Source organism: Nonlabens sp. (genome assembly GCF_047636915.1).
In the GTDB taxonomy this organism is placed as follows: Bacteria; Bacteroidota; Bacteroidia; order Flavobacteriales; family Flavobacteriaceae; genus Nonlabens.
Map to the genome: position 1 here is coordinate 31,015 of NZ_JBLIGN010000013.1, position 21,036 is coordinate 52,050.

Genomic DNA, 21,036 nt, shown 5'->3' on the forward strand with positions numbered 1-21,036 from the left:
GAAGGGCTAAAAGAAATGATCAAATTTATAGGTGGTTTACAGGATATTTATCTGAGTGATTTGAAAGATGCTTTTAAACATATATGAAATAAAATTAGAGTTGATGAGAATCATCCTTTTGAGAGACCTGCCTGTTGTATCTTGATATTATTTCATGATTAGAATGCAAGATTTCAAATACTTTTGTAGACCAAGTGATTAGAAGTAAATACTTAAAGAAATTAGAGTCTTAAAATTAGAGGCCCTAATAATGGGTCTCTTTTCTTTTATTTGATAGGCCTTTGTTGCGTTTATCGAAGTAGGAACATACCAGGTGTGGCGGCTCTAAGAAAGACCATGCTGTTGCTGTATTACATCTGTTTTATAGAGCTATAAATATCAGTTTTTCATGTTGTGTTGATTGAGTTTGCAGGAGAAATGTATTGCCACAGACGAATAGGGGCTTATGCTAGAGAAAAAAATAAAAACAAAAAAAGTCTTATAAATCTAAAGATCAATAAATTAAAATCTTATCGTAAATACCCTACAAAGTAAATAGGATAATAAACAGTTAAAAATTTGGAAATAACAAATTGTTTTCTGAATATTTACAACAACGTTCATAACCTTACTGAAATTATCAAGAAAGGACGAGGGATCAGACCCATCGACTCCTTAGCAACCCTTTATTTATCTAGATGATAAATTATAGAAGGTGCTAAATTCTGCTCACAATTGTGAGACTAGATGATGTAAACAAATAGTAGGTTATTCTACCACAAGTTTCTTTTTTGATTTTTTTATCTAAACATTTTGTTTGGGTACTAAATCTGTATTTCCAATTGGTTTTGATCTTTATATCAGTTTACTAACGATATGACGCGTTTCAACTTGTTCATTTTTCGTTTTATTTTTTGTTTTCAATTTTTATATCGACGGCTATGAAAATCGTTCACAGATTCATAAAACAAACTAGCAACATCGTTTTATCCACGCCATGTCATTTTTAAAAGTATACCATTTTTAATCTTTAAAAGAAACGATAATGTCCCAAAAATTTTCAACAAATGCACTTCATGCAGGTCATGAGGTAAAAAACAACGGCGGTACTAGAGCTGTCCCATTATATCAATCTACTAGTTATGTGTTTAACAACAGCGATCATGCTGCAAATCTTTTTGCACTGGCTGAGCCTGGATACATTTACACTAGAATTAATAATCCTACTGTAGATGTGCTCGAGCAACGACTTGCCGCTCTAGAAGGTGGTATTGCCGCCGTGGCAACCGCGTCTGGAACAAGCGCTATTTCTACGACACTTTTAACGCTTTTGCGTGCTGGTGATCATATCGTTGCCAGCAGTTCCCTTTATGGCGGTACGTACAATTTATTATTGGTGACCTTACCACGTTTAGGAATTACAACTACGTTTGTGAACCCTAATGAGGAGAACGCTTTTACAAAAGCGGTACAAGAAAATACGCGTGCGATATTTGTGGAGTCTTTAGGGAATCCAAAACTTGATGTTCTCGATCTTAAAAAAATCAGTGCGCAAGCAAAATTAGCTCGAGTACCTTTAATAGTCGATAATACAGTTGCCACACCTTATTTGTTAAACCCCATTGAGTACGGAGCAAACATCGTGATTCATTCCTTAACTAAATACATAAATGGAAATGGAACTGCGCTCGGTGGCATCATTGTAGATGCAGGAACCTTCGACTGGGCTAACGGTAAGTTTCCAGAATTTACAGAACCTAGTGTTGGTTATCACGGCTTAATTTACAGCGAAGCGCTCGAAGCGGCGGCCTTTATTGCCAAAGTACGTATCGAGGGATTACGTGATCTAGGAGGAGCCATATCTCCGTTTAATGCATGGCAAATTATTCAAGGTCTAGAAACATTACCGTTACGTATGGATAGACATTCTCAAAACGCACTAGAATTAGCAAAATGGCTGCAAAGTAAAGAAGAGGTAGAATGGGTTAACTATCCAGGTCTTGAAGGCAATGACTATCATGATCTGGCTAAAGAATATTTACCAAAAGGGCAAAGTGGTATTGTCACATTTGGTGTAAAAGGCGGTTATGAAAGTGCTAAAAAATTGGTGGACAGTGCAAGAGTATTTTCTTTAGTGGCTAACATAGGAGACAGCAAGTCATTGATTATCCATCCAGCGAGTACCACACACCAGCAATTAAACGACGAAGATCAGTTAAGTACTGGAGTTACTAAAGACTTGATCCGACTGTCTGTAGGTCTGGAGGATATTTCAGATCTCACGGCAGATTTACAACAAGCATTTTCGGCTATCGATAAACAAGTTCTTGCATAAATGCCACTTAATTTAAAACATATCGAGCTTCCTGCTTTCAGGTTAAAGTCTGGAAAAGTGCAGGAGATTAGTGTTTCCTATCAGGTTTTTGGGCGTGCTTTGCATACGGCGCCCATTATTCTCTTGAACCATGCCCTTACTGGAAATTCTTCTGTAACAGACTGGTGGAGCGAGTTGGTAGGAGATGATAAAGTGATTGATACAAAACAGTTTACAGTTCTTGCTTTTGATATTCCAGGAAATGGTTATGATGGGAACATCGACCATTTGATTTTTAATTATCAAGATTGGACCCTGTTTGATGTAGGTGCTGCTTTTGCGAAAGCCTTACAATTATTAAACATCTCGTTCATAGACCTAGGAATAGGAGGAAGCATAGGTGGCGCGCTGTTGTGGGAAATGATGGCGCAGCAGCCAGAATTATTTGGAACTATCGTGCCTATCGCCGCAGACTGGAAAGCAACCGATTGGGTTATAGCTTGTTGCCACATTCAAGAATTGATTTTATCAACGTCTTCAAAGCCTGTGGAATTAGCTAGACAGCACGCGATGACTTTTTACCGGTCGCCACAAGGACTGCAGTCTAAATTTATAAGGGGTAAAGATGCATCAAGCTTTAAAGTTCAAAAATGGTTGGACTTTCACGGGATAGAATTGAAAAAAAGATTCTCTTTACCAGCTTACAGATTACTCAATCAATTGTTAGCCAGTGCAGACGCTGCTGGGAATCACGGTGAGGATATCGCAGCAATTACCGCCACGTCTCAAACGGTTATAGAGTTAATTGCTATAGACAGCGATGGGTTTTTTGTGGCTCATGAAGACAGAAGAACGTTTGATTTATTGAAGAGAGAAAAAGATATTAATTATCATGAGATTTCTTCTGTGCATGGACACGATGCTTTTCTTATCGAACACGATCAAGTAAAAGAAATTCTAAGCGGTATCTTCCAGAATCGATTGCCTAAATCTTCCAAAATAGCCTGTAATAAAATCAGATGGCTAAAAAGTGCTTAACGATCTATCTAAAACGAACAAATGAAACAAATACATTTATACATATTCGGTATTGGGAATGTGGGTGGTACTTTGATTGACCAAGTACTTCAATCACATTCCTTTTTTAAACAGCAACACCATATTGACCTGAGAATTGTAGGTCTTGCTAACTCTAAGAGAGTTTTGATCGATCTAGAAGGGATCTCGTTGGATTGGAAGGAAAAATTTGGCACTAGATCTGGGATCCGAGAAAGCGACAGCTTTTATAAGATTTCTAGCCTTTATGATGCGACTAAAATAGCAGTAGATGCCACGGCAAGTAAAGAAGTCTCTCTGGTGTATCCAGAATTGTTAGAAAATGATTTTAATATAGTGACGGCTAATAAAATAGGAAATACACTGTCACAAGATTTTTATGATCAGATCCGTACCGTATTAATTTCTAAAAATTTACAGTTGGAGTATGAAACTAATGTAGGCGCAGGATTACCTATTATTCAATCGGTTAAAGATTTGTACAGTAGTGGGGAGCAATTGTTTGCTATAAATGGCGTTTTCTCTGGTTCTTTGAGCTATATTTTTAATCGTTTTAGTGAAGAAGAAAAGCCTTTTTCAGAGATTGTCATCGAAGCGTTAAAAGAGGGGTATACAGAGCCAGATCCCAGAGAGGATCTTTCTGGGAATGATGTGGCTAGAAAACTATTAGTTCTGGCTCGAGAGGCAGGTTTAAAACTAGAATTTGACGCTATTCAAATTGAAAGCTTAGTCATTCCATCTTTGAGAACAGCCTCTTTAAATCAGTTTCTAGAGGAGGTTAAAAGTTTAGATCCTGTTTTACAAAAAAAGAAGAACGTTTTAAAAGAAGGAGAAGTCCTGCGACATCTAGGTGAGTTGGATGTGCTGAATAAACAGCTCAAAGTTTCATTGAAAGCGGTAAGAAAGAATAGTGCCGCCGGCCAATTAAAAGGCAGCGATGGTTTTTTTGAAATTTATTCAGAAAGCTATGCGACAAATCCTTTAGTGATCAAAGGTGCTGGCGCTGGAAAAGCGGTTACTGCGCGAGGCCTTTTATCTGATATTATTAAAGTAAGTAAAACAACTCAGGAAGTTTTAATGATTAGATAATGCAAATGAGCATGATTAAAGTTTGTCATTCCGCTTTCGCAAAAGCGGAATGACAAACTTTAAATTTATAGAGCAATACTAAATGTAAAAGTAGTTTGTACTTTTAATAGGGAATCTACAGAAATTACGCCACCTAATTTTTCAACGAGTTTTTGAACGGTGGAAAGTCCTATACCATGTCCTTTCTGGCCATCACGATCGTATTCTCCAACGGTAGAAAAGAGGTCAAAAATGCTCTCTAATTTATCTTCTGGAATCCCTATTCCATTATCAGTAACCTTAAATATATAATAGCCGTCGTCATGGTCAATACTAATGTCAATTACTGGTTCATCTTTGTCGTTGTATTTAATGCTGTTTGCTATTAAATTTAGAAAGATTTGTTCGAGAGCCACACGGTTGCAGTGGATGCTATGATTAAATTCTGGAAGGTTGATAACGCAATGGTGTTTGATATTTATAAGCTCAATTATATTTTCAAGGAGGTCATTTACATTAAAACTACTGCGGTCATCTACATCATACGAGGAACTTTCGTAATGGGCTAGAATGTTGGTAATATAATCGCTTAATGATAGCGATGACTTTTTGAGATAATCTAGGTATTGCTTGCCAGTATCATCGATGATGTCGGCATATTTTTTATGGAGGATATCAGAGGTTATAACCAGGTTTGCGAGTGGCATTTTCATGTCGTGAGAAACAGTTCCTGCAAAATCTTTTAAAAGGTCATTGTGTTTTTTTAAACGTGCTCGGGACTCTTCTAACTCGTTATTTCTCACGTGGAGTTTTAGAAGTTCTTGCACTTGCTCGGCAAGATTCCTGAGGCTTTTCTTTTGCTTATCGTTAAGCTTTTTAGGCTTATCATCGATTACACACAAAGTTCCTAATGCATAGCCTGACTCGTCCAATATAGGTACTCCTGCGTAAAAAATAACCGGATTGTCTTTATCATTAACGAGAGGATTATCTTTAAATCTAGGATCGTCATGAGTATTTGGTATCTCCATAAGTTCTTTGGGATTATGGATGGCATGTGCGCAAAAACTAACACCTCTGGAAGTTTCACAAAGCGCTATTCCTACTCGAGATTTAAACCATTGCCTGTTCTCGTCGACAAGAGAAATAACGGCATTACGGGTGTCACATACAAAAGAAGCAAGTTCTGTAATATTATCATATTGTTGCTCTGGAAGAGAATCAAGAATGTTTAAACTTCTAAGAGCTTTAATCCTAGCCTTTTCATCTTTAGGGTTTTGGGCAATTATCATGGTACAAGATTTAATAAATAACTATCAATTTTGATTTTGTAATATAGATAGGAATCAAAAGTAAAGAAAATTATGATTATTTATAAGTATGGTTTTATTGTCGCAGTCATTAGGTGATTAATGAATCCCTTTTCATTTGTTATTTACAAGATTTTAAGGATTTATTTTCGAGAAAATCCATCAAACGCTTTATTTTTTAAGAAAAAACGATAGATGCTATTAATATTATTTACCTGTCAAATGATTTATCTCAAACACATATAAAGAACCGATACCCTTACAAAAAGTAAAAATAAACCTTATGGTTTAATTAGTTGTAGATTTTGCCCTAACATTTCTTCTTGTTTTTCTATGGAATAAAATTTAATTTTATAAAAGCTGATAACCAGTAATAGGTTTCCCAAGTGTTTTCGATACCGTTCAAGAATCAATTATACCCAGTGCCTTTTTGAAAAGATTTAAAAGAGATATTTCTGCATTTAAAAGTTATGCATAGCTCAGAACATTATAAAGCATTAGATTTGATGATGCTATCACGAAAAACTAAATACGGTATTAAAGCTCTCACTTATCTAGCGAGACAAAAGGATCGGGCACCTACTTCTATCGCGATTATTGCAAAGTCAGAAAAGATACCTCATAAGTTTCTCGAAGCGATATTACTGGAACTGCGTAAGAATACTATTCTAGGGAGTCGCAAAGGTAAAGGTGGTGGGTATTACCTAATGCAAGACCCTGAAAAAATCAGAATGTCTACTGTTCATCGCATATTAGAAGGGCCTATTGCCATGTTACCTTGTGTGAGTCTCAACTTTTATGAGAAATGTGATGACTGTTTGGATGAAGACTCCTGTTCCGTCAACAAGTTGATGATTCAAGTCAGGGACAATACCTTAGCGATTCTAGAAAATCAGACGTTGCATGATTTAGTTTAAATTTTTTTCAGAAGGTTACCTTTATTTCTTTAATGGTGAAACACATATCGCAGCTATTTTTACAGTGTTGAACAAAGCCATGTGTTTTGCGAAGAAAGACCCAATAAAGCATCTGTAAAATTCCAGGGAGGCTTAGAGTTAGAAAACCTCCTAGATGTTTATGCTATACCATGATCAGGTTCCATAAAATCAAAGCTTTAAAATTTAATTTCTAAAATAATACGATATTAGCCTATAAGATTTGTAGGGTTAAAAAATAGTTCTATATTTGTATTCTAAGTTAACAACTAGTTTTGGATAGGTCAATAAACGCGAGTAACTTATGATATTAAGATGGGCTGTTTTCTTATTTTAACATCTCGCGTTTGACCGTTCAAAAAACACCTTATCCATCCACTGTGATGGATTTTTTGATGTATAACTTTTGATAAATGGATAAAGCAGGAGCCTATTTGATCCTAAGAAAAAAACTGTGAAGTTTATCTGCTCTTCAAATACTCATAGAAAACAGTTAATCATTTGCTTAATTAGGTAATGATGCCGACCTTTGTATTTGCTAATTATTAGCATTAAAGTCGCTATGAAACAAGACATGATCACAACAGATATATTGATAATAGGCGCTGGGCCTACAGGCTTATTTGCCGTTTTTGAAGCCGGTTTATTAAAGCTTAAATGTCATTTAATAGATGCACTTGCTCAACCAGGTGGGCAGTGCTCAGAATTATATCCTAAAAAGCCTATTTACGATATTCCGGGTTTCCCCGAGGTTCTTGCAGGTGATTTAGTCACTAATTTAATGAAGCAAATAGAGCCTTTTCAACCGGGATTTACATTAGGTGAAAGAGCAGAAACCATTGAAAAACTTGAAGATGGTTCTTTTGTAGTCGCTACAAGTAAAGGAACAAAGCACCATGCAAAAATAGTTGCTATCGCTGGTGGACTGGGTTCTTTTGAACCGCGCAAGCCTGCTATAAAAGGTATTGAATACTATGAGGACAAAGGTCTTGCTTACATGATTAAAGATCCAGAGGTTTATCGGGATAAAAGGGTAGTCATCGCTGGTGGGGGAGATTCTGCACTTGATTGGTCAATCTTCTTAGCAAATGTAGCTTCAGAGGTAACGCTGGTTCACCGAAGAGAAGAATTCCGTGGTGCGCTGGATAGTGTAGATAAAGTTCAAGATCTGGTAAACGCAAAAAAAATAAGATTAATCACCCCAGCTGAAATTTTAGATGTCAGTGGAGAAGATAAGGTAGCGTCTGTTTTATTACAACATAACGATGAAGCTAAACGTATGGAAGTGATCGAGTGCGATGCCTTTATACCTTTATTTGGTCTTGCTCCTAAATTAGGGCCTATAGGCGACTGGGGACTTGAAATAGAGAAAAATGCAATTAAAGTGGACAATACGCTCGATTATCAAACTAATATTCCTGGTATTTATGCCATAGGAGATGTAAATACCTATCCCGGGAAATTAAAACTGATTCTTTGCGGGTTTCATGAGGCAACTTTAATGTGTCAAAGTGCCTATCAACGTATCTTTCCTGATAAGCGTTATGTCATGAAATACACGACGGTAGGAGGTATAAACGGTTTTGATGGTTCTCGTAAAGAGGCAGAGAAAGCGGTTGTCAAGAAAATAGGAAATAATTAATGACCGACGTAAACATAACGATCATTGATCGGGAAGGAGTAGAGCACAAAGTACTGGCTCCTACCGACATGAATATGAACCTTATGGAAGTTTGTAAAGCTTATGAGCTTCCTGTACAAGCTGTTTGTGGTGGAATAGCGATGTGTGCTACTTGCCAATGTTATGTGATAAGCGGTCATGATTTAGGAGAACGCAATGAGGACGAGCAAGCGATGCTTTGGGAAGCACAAAATGTAAAAGATAATTCCCGCTTAGGTTGTCAAGTTCCTATTACAGAAAAGTTAGAAGGTCTTGTAGTAGAGCTTGCTCCAGAAGAATAAACGGGCGCCTGTTTCCATCGCAAATAAATCACATTCTTTTTTTGTAAACGCAAAAATTTGCTATTCTTTGAGTTAGACTTAGAAAAAAGACCTTTAAGATTTCGCCTTTTGTTTTGGGCTAGTTATACAGGTGTCAAGGACATTTCTTTAATATTCCCTTCCTTGCAGGAGGTTTTTTGATAGATTCACAACAAGTAAGCTCCTTATCTTTACGGAGAGATGCATAGTTTGAATTTCGCTCTCTATTCTCTTTATTAGAAAAGAAGTGTATCCCTAGGTCGCTGAGGGAGAAAGAGGAATCCATAAAACAACTCACACTAAATTCCATATCAAATGTCGTTATAAATTGTTTTAGTAAAACGAACACAGCACCCGCATTTTTATTTTCACATCATTTAAAAGTTGGTTTTCGACTTGAGCTATGCTTGTGATTTTGGCCTGTTAAAACAAAAAAGTAATTCAATTTATGATAAGGATATTCAAAGCACAAATTTGTGAAAGCAGTACTTTTACCCATAATCCACAAGAATACACATGAAACTAGAAGGACACATAGTAGATATCCCGAACAGACGCATTTTTAAAGGTGAAATCATATTTGCAGATGGAAGAGTAATTTCTATAGTAGAGAAGGAAAACAATGTCAACCATTACATCTTACCCGGTTTTATAGATGCACATATACACATAGAAAGCTCTATGCTGGTCCCTAGCGAATTTGCAAAACTAGCCGTTAGACACGGAACGGTTTCTACAGTTAGCGATCCACATGAAATAGCAAATGTGTTGGGTGTAAAAGGAGTAGAATTCATGATTGAAAACGGAAATCAAACAGCGTTTAAGTTCAATTTTGGAGCGCCATCCTGCGTGCCTGCAACTTCTTTCGAATCTGCTGGAGCGGTAATTGACTCTGAGGATATCAAAAGTTTAATGGCGCATCCAGAGATTAAATATCTTGCCGAAATGATGAATTATCCGGGTGTTCTCTTTGATGATGACGAAGTATTAAAAAAAATAGCTTGGGCAAAACATTACAATAAACCCGTTGATGGTCATGCACCAGGTATAAGAGGAGGCGATATTACCAAGTATATAGCCGCTGGGATTTCTACAGATCACGAGTGTTTTACCTATGATGAAGCTTTGGAAAAACTTCAGAAAGGCATGAAAATTATTATACGCGAAGGTAGTGCTGCAAAAAACTTTGAAGCTTTAATAGATCTGTTACCAGAACATTTTGAAAACATGATGTTTTGTAGTGATGACAAGCATCCAGACGATTTACTCTTGGGTCACATCAATAAGCTTTGTGCTCGTGCTATACGAAAAGGTATAGATGTGTTTAAAGTGCTTCAAGTGTCTTGTTTAAACCCTATAAAACATTACGATCTCCAAGTGGGTACTTTACAAATAGGGGATGCAGCAGACTGTATTGTGGTAGAGGATTTAAAAGATTTTAAAACACTTCAAACCTATATAAATGCAGAGTTGGTCTATGATTTTGGGAGAGTTCATATGGCTGAGGTAGCTTTTGAGAACCTCAACAATTTTAATTGTAATAAAAAAGAAGTAGCAGACTTCAGATTTGAATCTACGGCTCAAAAAATACGTGTTATGGAGTGTCATGACGGTGAGTTAGTCACTAACGAAATAATTGCAGAGAGCCTTATTCACGACGGAAACCTCATTTCAAATACGGAAACAGATGTTCTAAAAATGACAGTTGTCAACCGCTATAAAAATGAAAAGCCTGCTATTGCCTTTATTAAAAACTTCGGATTAAAACAAGGTGCTATTGCCAGTTCTGTAGGTCACGACTCTCATAATATTATAGCTGTAGGAGCAGATGATGTTGCTATTTGTAAAGCTGTAAATGCGATTATAGAGGTAAAAGGGGGTATTTGTGCTACGCGGTTCTATGGAGGTCAAGACCTTGTAAAAACCCTTGCGCTTCCAGTGGCAGGTATAATGAGCGATAAAAATGGAGAAACAATTGGGCAGCAATATCAAGAATTAGATGCTATGGCAAAATCGATGGGCTGCACGTTGCACGCCCCATATATGTCTTTGTCTTTTATGGCTTTGCTGGTAATTCCTTCACTTAAATTAAGTGATAAAGGCCTGTTTAATGGGGAGAAGTTCGAGTTTACAGGGCTTGAAGTAGAATAAGTGTTTTGAATATGATAGTTGGCTTTTATATGAAATCATTCTTATACAACATCAATCCACTAGGTGGAGCGATGTGTGAAAGATGAAGTTGAAGACTTCCATCTAGCGTTTCTTTAAATTCATCTAACGTGAATTTGTGCATTCCCAGATCAAATAGCATTCCCATCATCAAGCGAACTTGATGTCGTTTAAAACCCTTACCTTTTACTCTAAAAATAAAGCTTTCTTCAGGGAAGAAACTAGCTGTAAACAATTCATTATTTTCTATAAGACAGCTTTCTATCGTGACATTGGTTTCTGTAGTTTCAGATGGTTTATAGGTGTATGACCAGAAATCGTGTGTCCCCTCAAAGAGTTGAGCAGCTTTTTTCATAAGCTCTAGATCCAGAGTTTCTTTCATGTACACCATCATAGAAGCGCAGAAAGGATGGAATTTTTCTCCATAAGAAAACAAGTAGATGTACTCCTTGATTTTGGGCGCTTGGATAATGTTGAAGTCTTTGTCTGTTTTTTTAACTTTAAGGGCTTTGATATCACTGGGTAAATTTTGATTGAAATCAACTAAGAACTGATCCATCTCTAGTTCTTTAGAATCATCAAGGAACAGTTCCATCCAGGTCTCGTTTACAGAAACTTTAGCATCTGTTCTTCCAGCGGCAAGTACTTTAAAGTTTGAATGATCAAACACATAACGCAACGTTCTACTTACCATACGTTCTACCGTGGGTATGTTGTTGGGTTGTTTTTGCCAGCCATGAAATCTAAACCCCAGGTACTGCAGCTGTATCAGGTAAAATTGACGGTTATTTTGTGCAAAAGGTCCTAGGTTCATAAATCTAACAAATCATCTGGAAGGAAAGGAATATCATCATCCGGATCGTCATAATTCACACCAGCCGGGTTAAAGAGTCCCCAGCGATCTATCAGGTAGTTTTCTTGATCAAAGGTCAGTACCCATTCGGCAAACAGTACACGGAATTCCTCCACCTCTATACGCAGTAAATTTAGGTATTCTATGTCTTTGAAACCGGCTAATTGTAATCCAGAAGCGTCAATTAGTAAATCTTTTGCGGCTACTCTTATGATAGCTGCATTTTCCATGCGTAAATCGTAGAACTCGCCATTTTCAGCCCTAGCTATTTTTGCAGGAATCATCAGTGCGTTCGAAATCATGTCTTGTTTTTTATTTTCAAATAAATAGGCTAAGAACTCCTGATCTTCTTCCCCTTCTTCTAAGACTTCTAAATCATCTGTCTCTGCACCCTTAAGTAAAGTTCTTACTAGAGTAGAGATTTCTTGTGCCTTCCTATAAATGGGAAGCTTTTCAAGCTTCCTTATATGATAGCCTTCATTATTATCATGATCAAACATAAGGGACAAATTTTAAATGTAAAAATAATCATTTCTCGCCATTCCATTCTGCATAGAACTGGTTTAGAAAACTTTGCATGTAATTATGACGTTGTTGTGCGATCTTTTCTCCAGTTTCGGTATGCATCAGGTCTTTTAAAAGCAGCAACTTTTCATAAAAATGGTTGATCGTAGGAGCAGTCCCTTTTTTATATTGTTCCTTGGTCATGTGGAGATCTGGAGCAATATTAGGATCGTAAATAGACCTATTTTTAAATCCGCCATAATTAAAGGCACGGGCAATTCCTATGGCACCTATCGCATCCAAACGGTCTGCATCTTGAACGATTTCTAGCTCTTTACTCGTGAAATCTTTGCTTTGATGGCCACCTTTATAAGAAATATGTCGGATAATGTTCTCTACATGCTCGATTACATCTTGTGGGATTTCTAGCGATTCTAAAAATCCCCTGGCAACTTTAGGACCTAAATCTTCATCTCCGTCGTGAAATTTGGAGTCGGCTATGTCGTGCAATAGGGCTCCTAATTCTACTACTTCGGTATCACATTCTTCCTCTTTTGCAATCAGTTTAGCATTTTTCCATACCCGTTCTATATGGAACCAGTCGTGTCCACCTTCAGCATCTTGTAATTGTGTTTTTACAAATTGTATGGTGTTTTCTATCACTTGTTGTTGAGTCATTTTTTGAAGTATTTCCGCTTTCGCGAAAGCGAAATTATTAAAAAGCGCGTCGCCATCGCGTACATTTAAGATCTTATTTTTTGTAATTCTATAACCATGATGAAGGAACAAACAGAAACACAGGAACTACTCATCAATTTTTGCAAGGCCATAGATTTTTTAATAAATGCTGATGTATCAGGAAGTGTAAATGTCACTGCACCACATCCCATGGCTAATTAAGAATTTATGAAGGTGTGGAGAAAACAACTGGCGGTACCTATAGGTATTTTTCCATCTAAATGCTTGGTAGAATGGGGCAGCCTTATAATAGGATCCGAATCAGAACTATTGATCAAAAGCAGGCAGGTGTATCCGCAGCGATTGCTGGATGAAGGGTTTGAATTTGAGCAGGAAAAAGTGGCGGATTGTTTGAAGGAGTTCATTTTTTAAAACTATGGACTTTACTACGGCATCATGGATCGCTTGTTTTTTAGGACTGCTGCTTATGGTCCATAAAGAAATCTATCCCAAAGCATATTGAAGCAGCATTCTGAGAATCGCAAGAAAAAAGTTAATGGCATTTCCGTCTTCATGAGCTCTTTCTACTTTAATATTTATGAATTGCTGACCGATTGTTCCTTTAAAAAAGGCAATACAGATAGGTTCATACAAAAAGAAGAAGGATATAAATAAAGTAATCCTTTATGAAGCAGGAACATTCTCAAAGTGGGCGAGTATTTCTGATGTGAGAAACAGAGTCATGATGAGTACTATTTCATCCATGTACCATGCTTTGTCTCTATCAGAAAGGCTGGCGTAATTCATAGTCCTGTTTATTTTAATTTAGTTCTTTTCTTATAATTCACATAGAAATCTTCTATCACTTCAAATTCTGAGTTTTTAGAAGGTAATTTCAGTTTTTTAGTTTTAGTAGATGGCGTTATCCATTCACTTTTACCATCTATTAATATTTGAAGAGGCATTTCAAAACCTTCTACCACATTTACCCAGCGGTACTGCATCTTATTCTTTTTGATAGCATATTCTAATCTAGGAATACGTATGCCACGCAAATACTGGTCAAATACGGGAGCTAGATCGATTTCCATCTCTTTAGAAATGTAGTTTTCTATTTGAGCGGTGGTGACCGTTTGATGGTAAAATTCTGAGTTGAGACCGCGTAAAATTTGTCGCCATTTTTCATCGTCATTTGCGATTTGTCTTAAGGTATGCAAAAGATTAGCTCCTTTATAATACATATCTCCAGAGCCTTCATGATTCACATCATACTGTCCTATAAGTGGTCGGTCGTTTTTAATGCTGCGTCTGGTGCCTATGATGTATTCAGAGCTGGCTTGTTTGCCGTAATAATAATCCAGAAACAGACTTTCTGAATAGGCGGTAAAGCTCTCATGTATCCACATGTCTGCGATGTCTTTGTTGGTAATGTTGTTAGCAAACCATTCGTGGCCGGATTCATGGATGATGATAAAGTCAAATTTCAATCCCCATCCGGTTCCAGAAAGATCGTTGCCTAAATAGCCGTTTACATATTTGTTGCCATAGGTAACAGAGCTTTGGTGTTCCATACCTAAATAAGGTACTTCGACTAATTTATAACTGTCTTCATAAAAAGGATAAGGACCGAACCAGTGTTCAAAAGCCTTCATCATTTTAGGCGCGTCTTTGAATTGTTTTTTGGCTTTTTCTAGGTTGTCGCGCAAGACATAATAATTCATATCTAAGGGACCAGATTCTCCTTGATAGACTTCAGAGAAGTTGACATAATCGCCTATATTGATGTTGACTCCATAATTATTAATAGGGTTTTTTACTTCCCAAGTGTAGGTGGAAGAACCATCGGTTTTTAGTTCTGTGTTGGTGAGACGGCCATTAGAAACAGTCCTTAATCCAGCGGGAGCATTTACGGAGATGGTCATTCCGTTCTCTCCTTCATCATACATATGGTCTTTGTTGGGCCACCACACACTAGCGCCTAGGCCTTGATTAGAAGTGGCGATAAAAGGTGTCCCATTGTTGTCTTTTTCCCAAGAAAAACCACCATCCCAAGGAGCATTTTTTGCCTCTCTAGGTGTTCCTTCAAAAGTTATTTTAACCCTGTTAGTGACGCCTACAATTTGTGGATCTACCAATTGAATAAAATGCGCATTTCCTTCTTGTTTCACCTCAAGTTCTCGGTTGTCTTGAGTAGCGTTTACGATCTTCATAGGTTCTTGAAGATCTATTTGCAGGACTTGATAAGGTTCTAGCACTTCGTAAGTAATCTCATTAGAACCGAATATGAATTTATCAGCAGGCTTTACGGTTACATCGAGATCATAATATTTCAGATCCCACCAGGCTCTTTCTGGAGTAATGGAACCACGCAAGGAATCTTGTCGGGTAAATTGTTTTTGGTTTTTGAGTAATTGAGCCTCGGCAATTTGATTGGACCCTACTAACAGAATCATAAATAGCACTAATTGGGGTAATTTCATAGGAATAACTTTACAATGTCTTTTCTATATCGAGATCATTTTTTTTAGCTCTTATTCAGCACATTCGACAAATGCGATCAGCCGTTACTTGCTTTTCGATAGGCTTTTGCAATAGTTTGTTGCGCTTTTTTATTTTGTGGTGTAAAACGTTTTTCATAGCCACGCCATTTGCTATCCTCGGCATGGTGCTTCCATACAAAACCTCCTGCCATCCAGTCTTCCTGCCATATGTTTTTATAAAGCTGCTCAAAAAGGATGTGCTGCGCTTCTTCATTTACTTCTCGGTCTTCTCCTGCATTTTTCCAAGGTTCTTTTCCGGCATAATCGGCACTGATATAACCGTATTCTGAAAACAGAATTTTCTTGTCATACTTTTCTGAAATCCCTTTCATTTCATCTTTCCATTTTTGCCAGTTTTTTGTTATCGTGGCAGCATCTGGCGTTTTCTCATCACTCAATGGGAAATAAGCGTCAACTCCTACATAGTCCAGATCGCTCCAGAAGGTTACGTGTTTGTAATTATCCCAGTTTGCGGCATACGTGAGCTCTCCAGCATAAACCTTACGTATGTTTTTTATCAGTCGCAGCCAGTAGGCCGGTCGTTCTTTTACAAAAGAATCCAACTCCGTACCTATGCAAAACATACCTATTTTCTCTCGAGCGGCAATCTGGGCAAATTTCATGATGTAGTCCGTATAACTATCTTCTAAAGTCTTCCATGCTTCTTCAGACTTCAGGTTGATAGATCCCGTATAATCGCCACGACCTATCCAAATTTGAGGTTTTAAAAGTACTTTTATCCCTTGATCTTTCATAAGACTTGCCGTTTTTGCTACGCCATGTGGTTTCTCGCCCCACCAGCCTCTTATTTCTTCGTAAGTCACTTTGGGTTCTTCTAGACTTTGCATCCATGCATAAGGAATGATAGCCGCATAATTTGCGTTGTAATTTTTAAAAGGAAGTATGGCGGTGTGGTCTATAGAATCTCGCGTAGCGACTAGAGTAATGCCATTGATTTTTGAAGCCGTTGCTTTTGGATCGACAGCTTTATTTTGGGCTAAATCTTTGCTTTTTGAATTGCAGGAGAGCAGGCCTATCGTTAGCAGTAGCAAGAGTATTTTTTTAATGGAACTTTTAGGAATCAACATTTAGGCAAGTTTTAAAATACGTAAAGCTATTAAGTTGCGGTATGTGCTCATCCCTGCTACTTTTTTATAAAATTAGTCAAAACTGGCCAGTTTTGGTTTTATTTAACTGAATATATGGAGCAGTACCTATTCTCAACAGTTTTAGTAGAGCTTGCGAGCTTTATATAGGATTTGTTTTCGCCTGGAGCGGTATCAGGATAAACAGCTATTCATAAAAGAGAATAGAAAGCAGTTCTAAATATATAGTATTCTTACACAAATTTGATCTCGATGCTGCATAATAGCATAACTTACACCTTATAACATATCATACAGACTGATTTAAGGAAGAATGTACCACCTGAAATGAAGTTTCTACCTATTTGTAGCTCTAAAAATCAGTTGATTTGTAATCTGATCATACACCCATTCATGGAACATATAGTTATTATAGGAAATGGTATCGCTGGAGTGACCGCAGCGCGCCACATTAGAAAGAATTCTGATAAACGCATTACTATTATTTCTGGCGAAAGCGATTATTTTTTTGCACGTACGGCATTGATGTATGTGTATATGGGACATATGAAATTTGAGCATACCCAGCCTTATGAGAATTGGTTTTGGAAAAAGAACCGAATAGAATTAAAAACCGCTTGGGTAGAAAAAATCTCTGGAGCTACTAAAACTATATTTTTTACCTCTGGAGAATCCATGAGCTTTGATAAGTTGATTCTCGCTACGGGCAGTCTTCCTAATAATTTTGGCTGGCCAGGGCAGCAGCTTGACGGGGTTCAAGGACTCTATCACAAACAAGATCTTGAAAAATTAGAGCAAAATGCACCCGATCATAAGGTGTGTAAACGAGCGGTAATTGTGGGCGGCGGGCTTATAGGAATCGAGATGGCAGAGATGTTGCACTCGCGTCATATCCCAGTTACATTTTTAGTGCGAGAAGATAGCTTCTGGAATGGAGTATTGCCTGCCGGAGAGAGCGCCTTAGTAAATGAAGAAATTATGGCTAATGGGATCGATTTGAGATTAAATACCAACTTAGAAGAAATTATAGATGATGGCAACGGAAGATGCAAAGCCATAAAAATTAAAGAAACTGGTGAGCTTATAGCCTGTGATGTGGTCGGTCTTACCGCTGGAGTAACCCCTAATGTGAGCTTTCTAAAAGAGTCTGGCATCGAGTTAGGTCGCGGTGTTCAAGTAAATAGACTTCTAGAAACGAGTGTCAAAGACATTTATGCTATAGGAGATTGTGCGGAGCAGCGTGAGGCAATAGGCAGAAGAAGGCCTATTGAATCAGTATGGTATACAGGGCGTATGATGGGAGAGACTATCGCTCAAACTATTTGTGGGAACCCCATGGAATACAATCCGGGTCACTGGTTCAATAGCGCCAAGTTTATGGATATAGAATACCAGACCTATGGTTGGGTAAGTGGAAGAAATAAACCAGATTTTGAAGAACAATTTCACTGGCGACACCCTAAAGAGATGATTTGTGTCACTATTGCTTACCATAAAGACACCGATGAGTTTCTAGGGATCAATACCTTTGGAATAAGAATGCGACACGAGATTTTTGATCGCTGGCTTACAGAAGGGCGCAAAGTAGATGAGGTAATGACCTATTTAAAAGATGCTAATTTTGATCCTGAATTTTATAAGCCTTTTGAGAATGCTATCGTAAAGCATTACAATCAACAAAGAGGAAAACAAATCCAACCCGTAAAGAAAAGTTGGAAACGCATTTTTGCTTAACTAAAACTACATAAAATTACGCTTAATGAAAGCAGTACAACAGATAGGTATCGCCATCTTTTTAATCGGTTTTGGAATTTTTATAAGTTTGCCTTTTTTAGGGAACTTTAAACTCGATCAAAAAAGTTTTGAGGAGTTGATGGTATACCAAGGAATAAATAGTGAAATTTTTATAAAAGACCTGCAAGCTGCCATAGTCGATAAAGATTTTTCTGGGATCACGCCTTTATCTTCTATAGTGGCATCAGTTACGGAAAAGGCAAATGCCATCCATACCGAGAATAAAGAGTGGAACAAAAAAGTATATGCCAGTGATGATGGTCTAGCTACCTCTATACGAAAGGAATCTGGGTATGGTTTTATTCCAGAAAATAAGGTTTTGATGTGGTTCCTCACCTTTGGACTGGGCATTTTAGGATCTTTGATGTTTATCTTACCACAAGTGATTACTTTAGGAAGAAAAGGAATTAAAAACAACGGCATTTACCACCAAAGTTCTACCAATAGAGGATGGATTGCTTGGCTTGTTTTTATTTTCTTAGTTAGTTTTTATTTGGTTTTATATTTTCAATCAGAATATGCAGTCAACTGGACGTATCTAGTAGATCCTATAAGTAAAAATTTGAGCGGTAATCTCGCCAGTCATTGGTTTGTATACGGTTTTATGTATTGTACCGTCATGAGCGTTATGGCGGTAAGAATGTATGTGAAATACCGCTATAATAAGTATCAAGTTTTAAGAACCACTTCTGTGTTGTTCTTTCAGATTGTTTTTGCATTTCTTATTCCAGAGGTTATGGTGCGCTTGCAATTGTCCTATTCCAAAGGCTATGATTTTAAAAATGCCTTTCCGTTAGATTACGATTTCTTTTTCAGCTGGAACCTGACAGAACTTATTGATAGCGGTGGTTTGGGCTTGTTTATTCTTATTTGGGGCATCCTGCTGACTGTGGTGGTTGTCCCGGTAATGGTATATTTCTTTGGTAAAAGATGGTATTGCTCTTGGGTTTGTGGTTGCGGTGGTCTGGCCGAAACTTTGGGAGATCCGTACCGCCAGCATTCTAGCACCTCTCTTTTTTCTTGGAAGGTAGAACGCTGGTTGGTTCACGGCGTACTCGTTTTTGCTGTGGTCATGACTGGCTTTACACTCTATGGTTTTTTTACCGAGGCAAATGTAGTTTTAGGGATTGAAGTACAAAGCATCATGAATACCTATAGTTTTTTTATAGGGGCGATTTTTGCAGGGGTGATTGGAACAGGATTCTATCCTATTTTTGGTAATCGGGTATGGTGTCGTTTCGGTTGTCCACTGGCCGCTTATTTAGGGTTTGTACAGCGTTTTAAATCTCGATTTAGAATCACAACTAATGGGGCACAATGTATTTCTTGCGGTAATTGTACTACGTATTGTGAGATGGGAATAGACGTGCGAGCTTATGCTCAAAAAGGCGAAAACATCGTGCGTTCCAGCTGTGTAGGTTGTGGTATTTGCAGCGCGGTATGCCCGCGTGGAGTTTTAAAATTAGAAAATGGTCCTGAAGATGGACGCATTAATCCCACAGAAATACTGTTAGGAAATGATGTGGATTTAATAGAATTGTTGAATAAAAGAAGGCAGTCGTAGTTGGGTGGAGGTGATCCAACTGTGTTTTACATACAATGTTGTAAAGCGTTTTCTATTCCCACTTTAGATTTAGTTTCTCTAATTCGGAATTCAAATTAGCTAGTTCCGTTGGCTCTATGATAGTGGTATCCATTTTCAGTTTTTTCTTACCGATTTTAAGTATATAATCTCCAGCGTATTTTTTTTCAATTTTATGTATTTTATTTAAATTAATCCCTTCACCGAAAATGGTATTGACTCTTATTCTTTCATCTTCAATTTTTAGATATTTTTTTGGTTTCTGATAAAAATATTTTGCGATACAACAGGTAGGTGTCAATATTCTGATAATGATCATCTAGCTCTCTGAACTATTCAAAGTAAGGGTAAACAGCGTTACAGTGAAAAGTAAAGCATATATAAGATTTATATTCAAGTATTTTTTTTTGTAGGCTATTGTTATTTTCAAATGTTTTATAAGGTTTGCGCATATGTCTCGTAGCGGCTCTTTTCACAACGATTGATCGCTAATTGCTATAGGTGCTGTTGTGTGTAGAAAACATACCCATTCTGTTGGATCTGATGGGACCATTAGTTATTTACGTTTTTCCTATTAAAATTCGCGAAATAAAGTTACGGTGTACAAGGGTGGCATTCATCCCTGAATTAATTTTTAATAAAAAAATGTTAAATTGTTTAAAATGTAGGAAAAAACATCCGTACTTTTATTTTATCTTAGCTTAATTAATTTTCTTCTCTCTTTTAATTGAGGTAAAAAAAGACAAAATCTTTTAAAAAGACCCAATGAAAAAAATAACACTCGTGGCCTGTCTATTACTTGTTACCCAATTAATGTATTCACAACAAACCATTCCAACATCAGGAGGAGATGCCATAGGCAGCGGAGGTTCCTCCAGTTATACGGTTGGGCAATTGGTGTATACGACCAACACCGGTAGTGGCACAGTTATCCAAGGGGTGCAACAGCCGTTTGAATTTCAAATACTTAGTAATCCAGAATTGACTACTGTAAATCTAACAGCCATTACGTATCCTAATCCAACGTCTGATTATGTGATTTTGAAAATTTCAGATCATGCGCTTGATAATTTGAGTTATCAACTTGTAGACATTAATGGAAAAGCTATATCTAATGGCCGCATTATTAATGGAGACACTCAAATTAATATGCATCAATTAGCCATAG

Annotated in this window: 20 protein-coding genes and 1 riboswitch; of the genes, 12 read left to right on the forward strand and 8 right to left on the reverse strand. The window is 37.3% G+C overall.

From position 1 onward, the window contains the following. Positions 1–613 precede the first annotated feature (613 nt). A riboswitch (SAM riboswitch) is annotated at positions 614–733 on the forward strand. 288 nt (positions 734–1,021) lie between these two features. The 3 genes from ACJAT0_RS03835 to ACJAT0_RS03845 are packed head-to-tail and all read left to right on the forward strand — an operon-like array spanning position 1,022 to position 4,438. Further along, positions 1,022–2,314, forward strand: coding sequence for an O-acetylhomoserine aminocarboxypropyltransferase/cysteine synthase family protein (locus ACJAT0_RS03835; RefSeq protein WP_415180611.1), 1,293 nt, complete (start codon positions 1,022–1,024; stop codon positions 2,312–2,314). Next, positions 2,315–3,331: an alpha/beta fold hydrolase gene (locus tag ACJAT0_RS03840; protein WP_415180595.1), complete on the forward strand. Its 1,017-nt coding sequence runs from the start codon at positions 2,315–2,317 to the stop codon at positions 3,329–3,331. Positions 3,332–3,352: 21 nt separating this feature from the next. Continuing rightward, the gene (locus ACJAT0_RS03845; RefSeq protein ID WP_415180596.1) at positions 3,353–4,438 is read left to right on the forward strand and encodes an aspartate kinase; all 1,086 of its coding nucleotides are present in this window, start codon (positions 3,353–3,355) and stop codon (positions 4,436–4,438) included. A 65-nt stretch (positions 4,439–4,503) separates the two neighbouring features. Here the strand turns inward: ACJAT0_RS03845 and ACJAT0_RS03850 are convergent, their stop codons facing one another. Next, positions 4,504–5,709 carry a sensor histidine kinase gene (locus tag ACJAT0_RS03850; RefSeq protein WP_415180597.1) on the reverse strand — a complete coding sequence of 402 codons (1,206 nt, stop codon included), beginning with the start codon at positions 5,707–5,709 and terminating at the stop codon, positions 4,504–4,506. Positions 5,710–6,236: 527 nt separating this feature from the next. On the opposite strand from ACJAT0_RS03850, the gene ACJAT0_RS03855 reads away from it, so the two are divergent. From ACJAT0_RS03855 to ade, 4 genes are all read left to right on the forward strand, one after another. Then, positions 6,237–6,644 (forward strand): RrF2 family transcriptional regulator, encoded by a 408-nt coding sequence (locus ACJAT0_RS03855; protein ID WP_374002924.1) that lies wholly within the window; start codon positions 6,237–6,239, stop codon positions 6,642–6,644. A gap of 592 nt (positions 6,645–7,236) precedes the next feature. After that, a complete protein-coding gene (locus ACJAT0_RS03860) occupies positions 7,237–8,304 on the forward strand; it encodes an NAD(P)/FAD-dependent oxidoreductase (RefSeq protein ID WP_415180612.1) in 1,068 nt (355 codons plus the stop codon). Continuing rightward, entirely contained in the window at positions 8,304–8,624 is a 321-nt protein-coding gene (locus tag ACJAT0_RS03865) for a 2Fe-2S iron-sulfur cluster-binding protein (RefSeq protein ID WP_374002913.1), read from the forward strand. Before ACJAT0_RS03860 ends, ACJAT0_RS03865 begins: the two co-directional genes overlap by 1 nt. A 534-nt stretch (positions 8,625–9,158) precedes the next feature. Further along, the gene (gene ade, locus ACJAT0_RS03870; RefSeq protein ID WP_415180598.1) at positions 9,159–10,793 is read left to right on the forward strand and encodes an adenine deaminase; all 1,635 of its coding nucleotides are present in this window, start codon (positions 9,159–9,161) and stop codon (positions 10,791–10,793) included. Between the two features lie 25 nt (positions 10,794–10,818). Here the strand turns inward: ade and ACJAT0_RS03875 are convergent, their stop codons facing one another. From ACJAT0_RS03875 to ACJAT0_RS03885, 3 genes are read right to left on the reverse strand one after another with little or no spacing between them, the layout of a single operon-like run. Continuing rightward, positions 10,819–11,625: a tRNA pseudouridine(38-40) synthase TruA gene (locus tag ACJAT0_RS03875; RefSeq protein WP_415180599.1), complete on the reverse strand. Its 807-nt coding sequence runs from the start codon at positions 11,623–11,625 to the stop codon at positions 10,819–10,821. After that, complete coding sequence (locus ACJAT0_RS03880; protein WP_415180600.1) at positions 11,622–12,164, reverse strand: hypothetical protein; 543 nt, start codon at positions 12,162–12,164, stop codon at positions 11,622–11,624. Before ACJAT0_RS03880 ends, ACJAT0_RS03875 begins: the two co-directional genes overlap by 4 nt. A gap of 28 nt (positions 12,165–12,192) precedes the next feature. After that, entirely contained in the window at positions 12,193–12,846 is a 654-nt protein-coding gene (locus ACJAT0_RS03885) for an HD domain-containing protein (RefSeq protein ID WP_415180601.1), read from the reverse strand. A 96-nt stretch (positions 12,847–12,942) separates the two neighbouring features. On the opposite strand from ACJAT0_RS03885, the gene ACJAT0_RS03890 reads away from it, so the two are divergent. Continuing rightward, a complete protein-coding gene (locus ACJAT0_RS03890) occupies positions 12,943–13,068 on the forward strand; it encodes a hypothetical protein (RefSeq protein WP_415180602.1) in 126 nt (41 codons plus the stop codon). A gap of 6 nt (positions 13,069–13,074) precedes the next feature. After that, entirely contained in the window at positions 13,075–13,278 is a 204-nt protein-coding gene (locus ACJAT0_RS03895; RefSeq protein ID WP_415180603.1) for a DUF1731 domain-containing protein, read from the forward strand. 252 nt (positions 13,279–13,530) lie between these two features. Here the strand turns inward: ACJAT0_RS03895 and ACJAT0_RS03900 are convergent, their stop codons facing one another. From ACJAT0_RS03900 to ACJAT0_RS03910, 3 genes are all read right to left on the reverse strand, one after another. Next, positions 13,531–13,653, reverse strand: a complete 123-nt coding sequence (locus ACJAT0_RS03900; RefSeq protein ID WP_415180604.1) for a hypothetical protein — start codon at positions 13,651–13,653, stop codon at positions 13,531–13,533. Positions 13,654–13,661: 8 nt separating this feature from the next. Then, the gene (locus ACJAT0_RS03905; protein WP_415180605.1) at positions 13,662–15,326 is read right to left on the reverse strand and encodes a M1 family metallopeptidase; all 1,665 of its coding nucleotides are present in this window, start codon (positions 15,324–15,326) and stop codon (positions 13,662–13,664) included. 77 nt (positions 15,327–15,403) lie between these two features. Then, on the reverse strand, positions 15,404–16,474 hold the full coding sequence (locus tag ACJAT0_RS03910; protein ID WP_415180606.1) for a glycoside hydrolase family 113: 1,071 nt from the start codon (positions 16,472–16,474) through the stop codon (positions 15,404–15,406). 411 nt (positions 16,475–16,885) lie between these two features. Here ACJAT0_RS03910 and ACJAT0_RS03915 point away from each other — a divergent pair, with 411 nt between their 5' ends. Both ACJAT0_RS03915 and ACJAT0_RS03920 read left to right on the forward strand, forming a co-directional pair. Continuing rightward, the gene (locus ACJAT0_RS03915) at positions 16,886–18,226 is read left to right on the forward strand and encodes an NAD(P)/FAD-dependent oxidoreductase (protein ID WP_415180607.1); all 1,341 of its coding nucleotides are present in this window, start codon (positions 16,886–16,888) and stop codon (positions 18,224–18,226) included. A gap of 25 nt (positions 18,227–18,251) precedes the next feature. Next, on the forward strand, positions 18,252–19,850 hold the full coding sequence (locus ACJAT0_RS03920; RefSeq protein WP_415180608.1) for a 4Fe-4S binding protein: 1,599 nt from the start codon (positions 18,252–18,254) through the stop codon (positions 19,848–19,850). Positions 19,851–19,902: 52 nt separating this feature from the next. On the opposite strand, the gene ACJAT0_RS03925 is transcribed toward ACJAT0_RS03920, so the two are convergent. Then, complete coding sequence (locus ACJAT0_RS03925; RefSeq protein WP_415180609.1) at positions 19,903–20,187, reverse strand: hypothetical protein; 285 nt, start codon at positions 20,185–20,187, stop codon at positions 19,903–19,905. 446 nt (positions 20,188–20,633) lie between these two features. On the opposite strand from ACJAT0_RS03925, the gene ACJAT0_RS03930 reads away from it, so the two are divergent. Next, positions 20,634–21,036: T9SS type A sorting domain-containing protein (locus ACJAT0_RS03930; RefSeq protein WP_415180610.1), on the forward strand; the 403-nt coding region annotated here is incomplete at its 3' end.